We start from the raw sequence: 12582 nt of genomic DNA on the forward strand, positions 1-12582 counted from the left end.
CGGAGGGCGGCCTGCAGGCGGCCTCCGGCCGAAGGGTTGCTCACCCCGGCCGCGCCGATGCACAGGTCGGTAACGGCGGCCAGCGAGCCGCAAGCCGTCTCCAGCCCGCGGCAGATTTCCCGGATCGAGGCTTCGACCCGCTGCTCGTCGTGGCCATTGTAATTGAGCGGTCCCGCAGGGAAGGAATGAATGACCTCGCCCCTCTCGTCCGCCACCGACACGGCCGTCTTGGTGCCGCCTCCGTCCAGTCCCGCCACATAGCTCATGCTGTTTCCCCCAAGCTTCAAGTCTGTGCAATATCTCCAGCGCAGTGAGCGCCCGCCGCTGCAAGGATCCATCTATTTAGGACCAAACAAGGCGAAACTCTCCTGGCTCTGATTTCAGGCTTATTCGTACAAATGATAAGCCTTCTTGCGCTCCGCGAACAGACGGCCCTCGTCTGCGAACCTTTCCAGCAAGGCGTCCGGACTCTCCGTCCGATACCCCTCGTCCCCGCCGAGCAGGTCGATGAACGGCCTGCCGCCCTTGCGGTAAGGAGCGAGGTATTCGAAGGCCGGGAACAGCTCCCTGACTTTGAACAGCAGCCGTACGCCTGTCTCCACCGGACGAAGCGCCCTCACGTCCAGAACATGCACATACACGCCGCCGCACAGGGAGCCCTGGTGCTTGGACATATACGGATTGAAATGCACCGGGCGGAAATGCACCCCGGGGAGCTTCAAGCCGTTCATTTCCTTGGCGAGCACTTCGCCGTCCACGAAGGGAGCCCCGATCGTTTCGAAAGGCGCCGTCGTGCCCCTGCCTTCCGACAGATTCGTCCCCTCGAACAGGCATGTTCCGGGATAGAGCAGCGCGGTATGGAACCTCGGAATGCCCATGGAAGGCGGAATCCACGCGCGTCCCGTCTCCGGGAACAGCATGCCGCGCTTCCAGCCCCGGCATTCCGCCACATGCAGCTCGGCGTTCCAGCCGCGCTCCGCATTGGCCATCGAGGCGACCTCCCCGGCCGTCAGGCCGTAGCGGACGGCCAAAGGATACCCGCCGACGAAGGAGCTGAACTCCTCCCTCAGCACATTGCCCTCGACCGTCACGCCGTCCAGCGGATCGATCCGGTCCAGCACGACAAAGGGAATTCCCGCGGCGGCGCAATCCTCCAGCGCGTACAGCATCGTATAGATGAACGTATAGTAGCGCGTGCCTACATCCTGGATATCATACACGACGATATCGACCTCGCGCAGCATTTCCTCGGTCAGCCTCTTGGAATCTTTGCGATAGAGGCTGTAGACCGGAACCCCCGTCTGAGGGTCGACATAAGCATCCACCAGATCGCCGGCGCCGAGATTCCCGCGCACGCCATGCTCCGGAGAGAAGAGGGCCGCAAGGCCGTACCGCTCATGCAGCAGATCGATCGTGGAGCGGAATTCCGCATCGAGTCCGGTCGGAGCCGTAATCAGGCCGATGCGCTTGCCGCGCAGCAGGCCGTCGTAATCCGAGATTCTGTCGATGCCGTTCTGAATGGCTGTCATCGCTGCCTCCTTCTGCGGCAGATGCCGCTTATCCGCCGCATCCCGCTATCCGGCCGAAGCCGCTCCCCTGGTTCGCGGCTGCCTACAGCTCGGATTGGCGCAGGCGCATCGTCTCCGGCGGAATCATGAACGTCTCCGCGTATTCCTTGCGGGCTTCGAGGCCGCGCACGCGCGCCAGGCTCTTGTAATAGTCCATGTAATTGAACGACTTGCTGCCGGTGACGAACCAATGGGTGGACAAAGCCTCGATCCAGAGGTCGAACGCCGCCTGGTCGAAGTCGACATAGACGTAAGGGACGTAGCCGACCGCGTCCTCCCAGTTCTCCCCGTAATAGAGCTTGCCGGCAAAATGGGCCGGATGCTCCCGCTCCATCGCCTTCAGCCCGGCAAAAAACCGCGCGTCGTTGACGATCCGGTGTGTCGTGGCATGGTCCTTGTGCATGCTGTTGCAGGGATGGGTGATGATGATGTTCGGCTTCACCTCGCGGATGACGTCGCACACCCGCAGGCGGATCGCCTCGTCGTCGGGAATTTCACCGTCGGGAATCTCGAACACCCTCGCTTCGCCGCCGAGCATGCCGGCAAACGTATGGGCTTCGCGGACTTTCTGCTCGCGGTACTCGTTTACGTCCTGCCCGTCCGGCACGCCGCGCTCTCCGGCAGTCAACGCGAGGGTCGCGATGCGGTCGCCCTTCAGGAAATGGCTGGCGAGCACGCCGCCCGCCACCAGCTCGACGTCGCCTACATGCGCGCCGATTCCAAGAATCGTCAATGGTTTTCTCTCGCTCATGCTCAGAGCTCCTTTCTCATGACGGCGAATTCCTTCACCGTCCGGAAACCGGCTTTTTCGTAGATGCGCAAAGCGGGATTGCCGCTTCCGGTGTACAAGGACATGTACTCCGCGCCGGCGGAGCGGAACGCTTCGCAGAGGCGGAAGAACAGGATCGTGCCGAGTCCATGTCCTTCATGGCTGGGCTCGACCCCCGATGCCGGCGAAGTAGCCGCGCCCGGAGTCCTCGCGGATGACCGGCCCGGCAAAGCCTGCCGCCCGCCCTTCGCGGGCGGCGAGCAGCACCGGCACGCCCGAAGCGGCGGCGGAAGCGATCTCCTGCTTCCACAGCGGGTTGCCGAGCGCCTCCAGCATCTCTGCCAGTCCGGAATGCCGCGCGGCGTCGAGCCGCTCCACCCGGTAGCCGGCAGATGCGGCCCGCTCTTCCTTGGCCCGGATTTCATCGGGCACGGAGAAATCCGCCAAAGGCAAATACATGGCCTTCTGAAGGGCCCGTTCGGCATAACCGCGCTCCAGGAGCAGGCGGTGAAGGGAGCTTCCCGCCGGAACGCCGGGAGCGTTGTTGTGCTCATGTCCCGGCGTATCCGGGATGTACCAGGGCAGCCTCATCGGATTGAAGAAGAGGACCTCCGCCTGTTTCCTGCCCAGCTCGCGGAACCGGCGCTCCAGCTCATCCAGCAGCCGGCTCCGGGCGGCATCCGCCTCCGGGCCGCTGCGGACGACGACGCAGGTGATATAACCGGCGACGTCGCCGAGCGGCAGATCATCGCCCGCGCAGCCGACGGCAAAGCCTTCGACCCGGCCTTCCTCCAGCAGGACGAAAGCCGTCCCCGCATCGAAGCTCGGATGCCCGGTCATGGAGGAGCGGAACCGCTCCCCGCTCATTTCCTTGTAGCCGTCGCGCACGGCTTCCCCGTTCCAGAGCGCGACCGCTTCCTCTTCATAGGTGTTGTCCCAAGCGACGATCATGATGCTTTCCGCCTCCTTTGCCGGCCTCCCGGCCGGCATCGCTTCAGCCCGGCGGGTTTCCTCCCGCCCGCCGGCTCGTTAACCTTTGACGGCCCCGACGGTGACGCCTTCCAGGAAGTAGCGCTGCAGGCTGAAGAACAGGATGAACATCGGCAGCGCCGAGACGGTCGCGCCCGCCATCATCGGGGCGAAGTACGTCGTATTGGCAAAGCGGAAGTTCTTGAGTCCGACCTGGATCGTCTGCATGTCCATCGTGTTGGTCACGAGGAACGGCCAGAAGAACGTATTCCACGATTCCATGAACGTAAGGATGGCCATGACGGCCATGACGGTTTTGGACAGCGGCATGACGATGCGGGTGAAGATCTGCCACTGGCTGCAGCCCTCCACCTTGGCGCTCTCCAGAATTTCCTTCGGTATGGAGCCCATGAACTGCTTGGCCAGGAAGATGTTGTAGACGGTGACCAGGCTCGGCGCGATCAGCGCCGTATACGAGTTGGAGATGTTGAAGACGTTGACGATGAGGATGTACAGCGGAACCTGCGTCACCTGGTACGGAATCATCATAGCGACGAGCAGGACTCCGAACAGCGCCTTGCTGCCCCGGAACCGGATCTTGGCGAAGGCGTAGCCCGCCATCGTGGCGAACACGACGTTGGACGCCATCGTCACGGTCGCGACGAGCAGGGAGTTGCCCAGCCAACGGTACGAATACTCGCTGTAATCGAAGAAGAACTTGTAGGAATCGAGCGTAATCTTCTCCGGCCACAAGGAATAGCTGACCGCACCCGCCTCCACCGGATCTCCAAAGGAGGAGATGAACATGAAGTAGATCGGGAACAGCGTCGCCAGCGCGAACAGCAGAAGGAGGAAGATGATGACGGCATTGCGGACGTTGCGAAGCATCGTGTTGCCTAAGTGAGTGTTGTATAAGCCCATATCCCGGCCTCCTCCTGCTTAATATTCCACGTCTTTGCCCAGGAACTTGAACTGGATAAAGGCCATGACGGCGATGACGAGAGCGAGTACGAGCGACTGCGCCGCGGCATTGCCGAATTCAAAGTATTTGAATGCCGTGTCGAAGATCAGCAGGCCGACCATCGTCGTGGAATGGTCCGGTCCGCCGCCGGTCATCAGGTAAGCGTTCTGGAACACCTGGAACGAGCCGATGACTCCGGTCACGAGCAGAAACAGCGTGGTTGGCTTGAGGCAGGGCAGGACGATATGCCACATCTTCTGCAGGAACGAGGCTCCGTCGATATCGGCCGCTTCATAATAGCTGCTGTCGATGCCGAGCAGGGCGGCGACGTAGATGATGATGCTCGTTCCGTGGCTGGACAGCCAGGACATGAGCACGAGGGAGAACATGGAGGTCGCGCTTGCGCCGAGCCAGTTCTGGTTGCTGATGCCGAACACTCCGACCAGCTGGTTCAGAATGCCCGACTGCAGCGGATCGAAAATCCACAGCCATACGACGGACAGGGCGACGCCGGAGGCGACCGCCGGAAGATAGTAGATCGCTTTGAAGCTCGTCTGCATCCATTTTTTGAGCGGCATGATGAGAATCGCCACGCCGAAGCTGAGCATCAGCGCGACCGGGACGGTCAGCACCGTGTAGAGCACGGTATTGCCCATCGACTTCCAGAACAGGCTGCTCTGGAAGACGGAGACATAATTGTCGAGGCCGACATACGACGAGCCGAGCGGCTTGTAGTCCTGGAAGCTGATGATGAAGGCGCTGACGACAGGGTAGGCCGTGAACATGGCGTAGACGACCAGAGCAACGGCGATGAAGGCGTAGGCCCAGGCTCCGTCCCCTTTGTTCAAGCGGTACTTGGTCTTGATGGTTGAAGCTTCTCTTGCCATGATGCAGGACTCCTTTCCGCTTCCGCTGGTGGGCTTCCAAGCAGATCGACTTGGCCGCCTTGACCGGCGGGCGTTCGCTTGCCTGGAGTAGAGGGATAAAGCTTGTGCTTGTCCTTGTTTCCGATCCGATAAAAGAGATCGGATAGCCGCTTGTGGCGGCTATCCGAGCTGGAGGCTAATCCTGTACGACTCCGTCCGCGCCGAACGTATCGATGGCGGCCTTTTTCACGTCCTCGTACATTTTTTCCGGTGTCGTTTCGCCCGCGAGCAGCGCCTGCAGCTTCGGCACGATGACTTCCGTCTCCAGCTTGATCGCCTTGGCGCCCAGCTCGGCCGGGATGTCCGGACGGGCGGGAGCGGCCGTCGACAGCAGATGCTCTACCGCCGCCTTGTTTTCCGGGCTTTGCTTGCTCTCCATGCCTTCGGCCGCTTTGCGCGAGCTCTTCGTGATCGGAGCGGAGAACAGCTCGCCGTTGGTCGTTGCCGCAACCTGGCCGCTGGCGAGGAAGTAGGCTGCCTTGGCGACGTTCGCTTTATGCTCGGCCGTCGGCTCTTTCTTGCCGCGGAACGTAACGTAGCCGTCGACGATGGAGTTGGCTACGGCCGGCTGTCCTGCGAAGGATGGCACCGGAAGCACGACGTAATCGGTCTTGATGCTGTCCTTGACGGCGCTGCCGTCGTTCTTGTCGATCTTCTCGTTGTTCAGGCGCGACGAGTTCTCGAAGACGGCCATGCCTTTGCCCGTAATCATCGTCTGGCCGGTCAGGAACATGTTCCAGCGCTTGCCCGCGTCGATGGAGCTGAGCTCCTTGGGCATCGAGCCGTCGTCGATCATCTGGCGGATGTTCGTCAGCAGCGTCAGATAGTTCTTGCTGGTATAGGCATATTTGAGATCCTTGTCGAAGGCGGCAGGCATGCCGGCGTTCTTGACGAGAATGCCGAGATAGTCCTTGGAAGTAACGCCCGCGGTGGCAAATACGAAGCCGTAGCGCTTCGTCGTATTGCCTTCCTTCACGACGCCCTTCTTGATCGCCTCGCGGAACTCGTCGAACGTCCAGCCGTTCTGCTGCACCTTCTTCCAATCAATGCCGGCTTCCTCGAGGAACGGCTTGTTGCCGCCGATCGCGTGGACTTCCATGTAAGCCGGGAAGCCGTACAGGCCGTCGCCGTTGTACATATATTTCAGGGGACCTTCGTCGAAGTCGGCGATCATCTCCGGCGTCGCGGCGTCCTTGATGTCCATCACCATGCCCAATGGAACGTATTTGGAGATGCCTTCCGAGCCCATGAAGGCGATATCCGGCGGGCTGCCGGCGTTCACCTGCGTATCCAGCTTCTGGGTCATGTCTTCCCAGCTGGCCGGCTCGATTTTCAGGGTCAGGTTCGGGTATTGCTTGGTGAATTCGGCTTCCATCTGGTTGAAGTTGGCCTGGAAGTTGGCGGATACCGGAGGCAGAAGGGCAGTAATCGTGTCTTTCTTGGCGCCGGCGCCTTCCGAGCCGGTGTTGCCGGCTGCGGCATTGCCGCCGTCATTGTTGCTTCCGCAGGCGGATACGACGCCGGCAGAGACGACGAGCGCGAGTGCGGTTGCGGCAAATCTTGATCTTTTTTTCATTTCAAGATCCTCCCTTTTATTGGTGAGCCAATTCTATAGGTTCGCATCCGGCCCTGAGCGGTTTAGTTGGCCTGTGCGCAGATACGTATCGCTGCCTTGAGGTTGCCGGAGCTGGCGTCCAGCGCCGCCCTCGCCTCGTCCGGCTCCAGGCCGGTCTTGATCATCATGATCGCAAGCTTGCTGTCCTTGGAAGCCCTTTCAAGAGCGCGTGCCGCAGTCGCCTCATCCGCCCCTGAAGCGTTCTGGATGATGCGCAGGGACCGGTCGTACAGCTTCTTATTGCTCGCCTTCAGATCGACCATCAGGTTGTTGTACGTCTTGCCCAGCTTCACCATCGTGCAGGTGCTGAGCATGTTGAGGACCAGCTTCTGCGCCGTTCCCGCCTTCAGCCTCGTAGAGCCGGAGATGACTTCGGAGCCGACGACCGGCGCGATGCAGATGTCGCACACTTCGCTGAGCCGCGTCCGCTTGTTGTTGACGATCCCGATGGCGGCCGCTCCGATTTCGCTGGCCCGGCGAAGCGCTTCAATGACATAGGCGGCGCTGCCGCTGGCGGAAATGCCCACGACGACATCCTTGTCGGTGACGCCGATCCGGTCGATCGCCGCGCGGCCTTCGTCCCCGTCGTCCTCGCAGCCTTCAACCGCCGTCCGCAGCGCCTGGTCCCCTCCGGCAATATACCCTTGGATAAGGAGCGGATCAACGCCGAAGGTCGGCGGACATTCAGAGGCGTCAAGCACTCCAAGCCTTCCCGAGGTTCCGGCTCCGATGTAGAACATGCGGCCCCCGTTCGACAACGATTCGTAAATGACGTCCACGGCTTCGGATATCAGCGGAATCTCGGCCGCTACGGCCGCCGGCACTTTGGCATCTTCCCGGTTCATCAGCTGCAGCATCTGCTCGGTCGAGCAATCGTCGATGGACAGCGTATCGGGATTGATTCCCTCCGTCGTCAAGCTGGCAAGGTATTCATTCATCTTGATTCCCCTAACGTGATCTGGATCGCGGCGCCAAGGCGCCTGCGGATCGATTCGTTGATTGCGTCTTGCATCTCTAATATTAAGCATTCGCAAACGGGGTGGTCAATACATTTTGAAATAAATTTTTAAAATAAAACATTATGTTGATATTTTATATCAGATCTTGTCCAAAAAGATGAATTTCATGGGAGTTAAGTTAACATAAAATTCGGTTTTCCGCATCCCGCAAAAAAAGGGCATCCGGGGCTTCAAGCCCCGAATGCCCCTTTTTGGGAAGGTTTGAATACATGATTCCCGCTATCTCCTGCGTTTGCTGGCGATGATGTTATGGCTGCGGGAGAGATAATGCTTCACCTGCTGGTAGTCCGCGCTCGCCACCCCGGCGAAAAGCATGTCGATGACGGTCAGCATGGCGATCCGGGAGCCCATCGCTCCGCTGCGGATGGTGATCTCCGGGGTGGAGATGCTGAGCAGCAGATCGGCTTTCTCGGACAGCTCGCTCTTGCCGTACTTGGTAATGGCGATCGTCAGGGCGCCGCTCTTGCAGGCGATGTCGAGAGAGTCCAGAATCTCCTCGGTACCGCCCGAGTTCGAGACGAAGATCGCCACGTCGCCCTCGCGAAGCAGCGTCGCGGCCGTCAGCTGGCTGTGGCCGTCCAGATAGGCGTGGCAGTTCTTGTTGATGCGCGTGAACTTCTGCTCCGCATCCTCGCACACGAGTCCCGATGCGCCGATGCCGAACAGGAAGATGCGGCTGCAGGTGCGGAGCTCCTGGACCGCGCGCGCCACGGCATCCCGGTCGAGCAGGCTGAGCGTGTCCTCGATGGACATCATGTTGTTGCGGCCGATATTGGAGATGATCGTCTGCAGGTCGTCTCCCGGCTGGATGTCGGTATACTGCTCCTCGCCGGTCTCTTCCTTGTAGCCGAGCGCGGCCGATATGCTCACGATGAAGCTTCGGTAGCCGCTGAACCCCATTGTCTTGCAAAAGCGCAGGACGGACGCGTCGCTGGTCCGGCTTCCCTGCGCAAGGTTCTTGATGGACAGATGCGGAATCTCGTCCTTGTTCTCCAAAATATACTCTGCTACCATGCGCTCGACAGGAGTCAGGCTGTCTTTCCGCTCACGGATTTTGATGAGAACGCTGTCGTTGATTGCCATAGGCCGCCTCCTGCCGTTTCCGGTTGAAATAAAGATTTATGAAGTGCGCAGCATTCTTTTTATTTTCTACTTGAAGCGGCCGTCCGCCGTCGCCGCTCGAAAGGACGATGCGATCGGCTCGGCTGCCGCCGCTTGGCTGGCGATGAAATCTGCTTGTTCAGCGCCATTATCGTATACGCTCCCGGCGCGAAAAACAAGGGTTGTCCAAGCAAAACGGCTGGAATCTCACTTCGGGCCGCTGAAGGCTCGCGCGGAATAGAGAAGTCTCGATCCAGGATGACGATAAAGAGGAATCCGGCTGTCTCCATCCTGATACTAAAATTTTATTTTAATTATTTATATATCATTCGAATAAAAATTTCAATTTTTCATTCCCGTACCGGAAAACCTGTGCTAGAATAGCCCACATAACGGAAAGACCCCAGCAAAACGGCTTCGCCGGCTTGGCGGCGGAGATCGACAGCCGCTCGCGCGGACAGACGGCAAGCCGCATTTCTCAGCGTCCGGTTGGACCAGCAAAGGCTAAAGGAGATGGAATACGGGATGAAAATCGCCATTATCGGAGCCGGCAGCACGTACACGCCCGAACTGATCGAAGGCATCATCAAGCGCAAGGAAGGACTGCCGCTCAGCGAGCTCGCGCTGATGGACATCGACGAGCGGAAGCTCGGCATCGTCGGGGGACTCAGCGGCCGCATGATCGAAGCGGCCGGCATGGATTGCCGCGTCGTGCTTACTCCGGATCTGGACGAAGCGCTGCGCGGAGCGGACTTCGTGCTCGGCCAGATCCGCGTCGGCAAGCTGCCTGCCCGCGTGCTGGATGAGCGCATACCGCTGAAGCACGGCATGATCGGCCAGGAAACGTGCGGCATCGGCGGCTTCTTCAAGGCGATGCGCACGATTCCGGTCATGCTCGACATCGCCAGGCGCATGGAGCAGCTGTGCCCGGATGCCTGGCTGATCAACTTCTCCAACCCGGCCGGCATCCTGACCGAAGCCATCCTCACCCATACGAAGGTGAAGATGCTCGGCCTCTGCAACGTTCCCTACAATATGTTCAAGAGCATCCGCGCTTCGATGGAGCTGCCCGACGCCAGCCTCACCTATGTCGGCCTGAACCATCTGAGCTGGATCACGGCCATCGAGCACGACGGCAAGGACTACCTGCAGGAAGCGCTCGACGTCGGCCTCAACAGCGAGACGATGAAGAACATCCCTTCCAGCGGCTTCAGCAAGGAGCTCGTGCAGCTCGTCGGCGCCATTCCTTCTTCTTACCTGGAATATTACTATTTCAAAAACAAAAAGCTGAAGATACTCATGGAAAGCCGGCAATCGCGCGGAGAACGCTGCATGGAGATCGAGGAGGACCTGCTCGGCATGTATGCCGACGCCAAGCTTCATACGAAGCCGGAGCTGCTGGCATCCCGCGGCGGGGCGAACTACTCCGAGGTGGCCATCAGCCTTGTGGACGCCATCTGGAACGACAAGCAGGAGGTTCATGTCGTCAACCTGCTGAACAACGGCGCTCTCGGCTTCATGGAAGACGGCGACGCGGTGGAAATCTCCGCCGTCATCGGCAAGGACGGAGCAAAGCCGATTCATCTGCCGAATCTGGACAACGGCCATATCCGCGATTATATGCGCATGATCAAGGCCTACGAGCGCGAGACGGTGGCGGCAGCCGTGTCCGGCAGCGAGGAAGCGGCCATGCGCGCCCTCATGATGAACCCGCTCGTCGGCGATTACAACGCGGCCCGCTCCTGCTTCGACGAGCTGAAGGAAGCTCACCGGGAATATCTCCCGCAGTTCGCATAAGGCGCCGGGGAGGATCATGACATGAAGAACGCATGCGTCATCGGCGTTGACGGCGGCAACAGCAAGACCGATTATTATTTGTTCGATCTGGACGGCAGGAAGATCGACTCCATCCGCTCCGGCACCTGCAGCCACGAGCAGTTCAAGGACGGCTACATCAGCGCCAAGCGGGTCATGGGAGAACAGCTCGGCCTGCTCCTCTCGCGCAACGGGCTGCGCGCAGAGGATGCTGCGGCAGCCGCCTTCGGCCTGGCCGGAGCGGATATCGCCTCCCAGAAAGCCAGCCTGAACCGGATCATCGGGGAGCTCGGCTTCGCACGCTTCGCGATGGACAACGACAGCTTCCTCGGGGTGAAGGCCGGCAGCGAATCCGGCAGCGGCATCTGCTCCATCAACGGGTCGGGCGCCTGCACCGGAGGCATCTCGCCTTCCGGCCGGCGGCTGCAAATCGGCGGCGTCGGCAGCGAGCTGTCCGGCGACGAGGCAGGCGGCTATTACTTGGCGCGCCGGGCGCTGCGCATCGTCTACGACGCCTTCTTCCGGCTCGGCCAGCCGACCGCCATGACCGATCCGGTCATGAGGCTGCTCGGCTTGGACGACAAGGAACGGTACATCGAGGCAGTCGTCGAGGCGGCGGCTTCCCGCTCCCTGCCGTATACGGAGCTCGTCACCGTGCTGCTCGAAGCCGCCGCTTCGGGAGACGAAGCGGCGTTCGCGGCGGTCGATCATTCCGCCCGCCAGATGGCCCTGTCCGCTGCAGGCTGCATCCGCGGGCTCGACTTCGGAGAGGAGCCGGTCGACATCGTCATGGCCGGCTCCGTCTGGGTCAAGGCCGCCTCCCCCGTCATGCGGGACCGGTTCAGGCACCATGTCGGCAGCCTGTCCGGGCAAGAGTGCCGCTATGTCCTGCTCGAAGCTCCGCCTGCTGCCGGCGCCGTCCTCTGGGCGCTGGAGCTGGCGCACGGCAAGCCTGCGGAGAAGACGGTCCGGGAGCGGGTTCTGGGCTCCGTGCAGTAGCGGAAATCAACGGTAGACAGCGACACGTCGGCGGATCCTCCGAAAAGTTGCTGGCATCAGTGGCGCCGTGGATCTGAAGAATATGCCGGTACCGTGGCAGATCTGCTTGCCGAATTCGATTCAACACCCTTAGCAGAGACTGAATTTGTTCCTGCCTATAACAAGTAGCTGGCTACAGGGCAGATCGTCGACGGAAAGCTCGTCACACCAGTTGCCGAGATGCTGCAGGCGCTCGGTTATAGCGTCAAATGGGACAACGAAACAAAAATACTGTATCTGTTACAATAAAAAATCCCCCGCCGGCCTGTATGGCTACGGGGGATCTTTTGTGTTATTTGATCTTGGAAAGAGATTTGTCCATTTGCTCTTCGTTCGATTTTACCGAGTCGCTATCTACAGCATCAGCACCTCGGTAAGTATATTTGGTGTTCTGATAGAAATCGAAAGCGAATCTATCAATAGGTGTGGCTTTAGCATCATCATAATGCTTTTCGATAACTACCGATTTAAATATATTGGTTAGCATATATGAATCGTTTTTAATGTCCTTTTAAATAATTTCCGTTCTTGTATTCTTCAACGATAAACGATTCAAACACCTTGAGTTCGTCATCGGCTACCGATTTTGAATAGGTTCTTGCTAGGCTTTCGGTTTTATCAGCTTTTTCGGTAGGACTCAAAGCAGCCCCAGCAATTTCCTTGATTTCAGCTTCCCATTCAACGTCTGCAGCTTTTCCCGTCGTTGTAACAGTTTTTGGAGTTGATGTGGCTTCCGATTTCTCAGATAAAGCGGTCTTACCGTTTTCAACAGTTCCACATCCTGATAAAACTAAACCAATG

General features: G+C 59.5%; 14 protein-coding genes. 3 read left to right on the forward strand and 11 right to left on the reverse strand.

Features of this window, described 5'->3' with window-relative positions:
* The 10 genes from BN871_RS01320 to BN871_RS01360 all read right to left on the reverse strand — a co-directional run.
* On the reverse strand, positions 1-266 hold a 266-nt coding region (locus BN871_RS01320), incomplete at its 3' end, for a BadF/BadG/BcrA/BcrD ATPase family protein (protein ID WP_048743905.1).
* A gap of 120 nt (positions 267-386) precedes the next feature.
* Complete coding sequence (locus BN871_RS01325) at positions 387-1529, reverse strand: exo-beta-N-acetylmuramidase NamZ domain-containing protein (RefSeq protein ID WP_048743907.1); 1143 nt, start codon at positions 1527-1529, stop codon at positions 387-389.
* A gap of 82 nt (positions 1530-1611) precedes the next feature.
* The gene (locus BN871_RS01330) at positions 1612-2319 is read right to left on the reverse strand and encodes a PIG-L deacetylase family protein (RefSeq protein WP_048743908.1); all 708 of its coding nucleotides are present in this window, start codon (positions 2317-2319) and stop codon (positions 1612-1614) included.
* Between the two features lie 2 nt (positions 2320-2321).
* A complete protein-coding gene (locus BN871_RS29830) occupies positions 2322-2567 on the reverse strand; it encodes a GNAT family N-acetyltransferase (RefSeq protein WP_332310194.1) in 246 nt (81 codons plus the stop codon).
* On the reverse strand, positions 2494-3288 hold the full coding sequence (locus BN871_RS01335) for a GNAT family N-acetyltransferase (protein ID WP_332310195.1): 795 nt from the start codon (positions 3286-3288) through the stop codon (positions 2494-2496). Before BN871_RS01335 ends, BN871_RS29830 begins: the two co-directional genes overlap by 74 nt.
* Before the next feature lie 78 nt (positions 3289-3366).
* Complete coding sequence (locus BN871_RS01340; RefSeq protein WP_048743910.1) at positions 3367-4227, reverse strand: carbohydrate ABC transporter permease; 861 nt, start codon at positions 4225-4227, stop codon at positions 3367-3369.
* Between the two features lie 18 nt (positions 4228-4245).
* Positions 4246-5154, reverse strand: a complete 909-nt coding sequence (locus BN871_RS01345; protein WP_048743911.1) for a carbohydrate ABC transporter permease — start codon at positions 5152-5154, stop codon at positions 4246-4248.
* Positions 5155-5329: 175 nt separating this feature from the next.
* Positions 5330-6769, reverse strand: a complete 1440-nt coding sequence (locus BN871_RS01350) for an ABC transporter substrate-binding protein (RefSeq protein ID WP_021878764.1) — start codon at positions 6767-6769, stop codon at positions 5330-5332.
* 62 nt (positions 6770-6831) lie between these two features.
* Complete coding sequence (gene murQ / locus BN871_RS01355; RefSeq protein ID WP_048743914.1) at positions 6832-7746, reverse strand: N-acetylmuramic acid 6-phosphate etherase; 915 nt, start codon at positions 7744-7746, stop codon at positions 6832-6834.
* Positions 7747-8046: 300 nt separating this feature from the next.
* Entirely contained in the window at positions 8047-8910 is an 864-nt protein-coding gene (locus BN871_RS01360; RefSeq protein WP_048743915.1) for a MurR/RpiR family transcriptional regulator, read from the reverse strand.
* Between BN871_RS01360 and BN871_RS27325 the strand changes: the two genes are divergently transcribed.
* The 3 genes from BN871_RS27325 (at position 8900) to BN871_RS01370 (ending at position 11742) form a co-directional block, all read left to right on the forward strand.
* Positions 8900-9169, forward strand: coding sequence for a hypothetical protein (locus tag BN871_RS27325; RefSeq protein WP_049868696.1), 270 nt, complete (start codon positions 8900-8902; stop codon positions 9167-9169). The genes BN871_RS01360 and BN871_RS27325 overlap by 11 nt on opposite strands.
* 284 nt (positions 9170-9453) lie before the next feature.
* Positions 9454-10725 carry a 6-phospho-beta-glucosidase gene (locus tag BN871_RS01365; RefSeq protein ID WP_232312741.1) on the forward strand — a complete coding sequence of 424 codons (1272 nt, stop codon included), beginning with the start codon at positions 9454-9456 and terminating at the stop codon, positions 10723-10725.
* A gap of 21 nt (positions 10726-10746) precedes the next feature.
* Positions 10747-11742, forward strand: coding sequence for an N-acetylglucosamine kinase (locus BN871_RS01370; protein ID WP_021878768.1), 996 nt, complete (start codon positions 10747-10749; stop codon positions 11740-11742).
* Between the two features lie 539 nt (positions 11743-12281).
* Here BN871_RS01370 and BN871_RS28140 read toward each other — a convergent pair.
* The coding region (locus tag BN871_RS28140; protein ID WP_374725867.1) for a hypothetical protein at positions 12282-12582 on the reverse strand (301 nt) is incomplete at its 5' end.

This window comes from Paenibacillus sp. P22, from assembly GCF_000469945.2.
Classification (GTDB): domain Bacteria; phylum Bacillota; class Bacilli; order Paenibacillales; family Paenibacillaceae; genus Paenibacillus_O; species Paenibacillus_O humicus.

Coding starts and splice junctions, on each gene's coding strand:
- BN871_RS01335 (WP_332310195.1), bottom strand. CDS start 3,288: ATGATCGTCGCTTGGGACAACACCTATGAAGAGGAAGCGGTCGCGCTC.
- BN871_RS01350 (WP_021878764.1), bottom strand. CDS start 6,769: ATGAAAAAAAGATCAAGATTTGCCGCAACCGCACTCGCGCTCGTCGTC.
- murQ (WP_048743914.1), bottom strand. CDS start 7,746: ATGAATGAATACCTTGCCAGCTTGACGACGGAGGGAATCAATCCCGAT.
- BN871_RS01365 (WP_232312741.1), top strand. CDS start 9,454: ATGAAAATCGCCATTATCGGAGCCGGCAGCACGTACACGCCCGAACTG.
- BN871_RS01330 (WP_048743908.1), bottom strand. CDS start 2,319: ATGAGCGAGAGAAAACCATTGACGATTCTTGGAATCGGCGCGCATGTA.
- BN871_RS01370 (WP_021878768.1), top strand. CDS start 10,747: ATGAAGAACGCATGCGTCATCGGCGTTGACGGCGGCAACAGCAAGACC.
- BN871_RS01345 (WP_048743911.1), bottom strand. CDS start 5,154: ATGGCAAGAGAAGCTTCAACCATCAAGACCAAGTACCGCTTGAACAAA.
- BN871_RS01325 (WP_048743907.1), bottom strand. CDS start 1,529: ATGACAGCCATTCAGAACGGCATCGACAGAATCTCGGATTACGACGGC.
- BN871_RS01340 (WP_048743910.1), bottom strand. CDS start 4,227: ATGGGCTTATACAACACTCACTTAGGCAACACGATGCTTCGCAACGTC.
- BN871_RS01360 (WP_048743915.1), bottom strand. CDS start 8,910: ATGGCAATCAACGACAGCGTTCTCATCAAAATCCGTGAGCGGAAAGAC.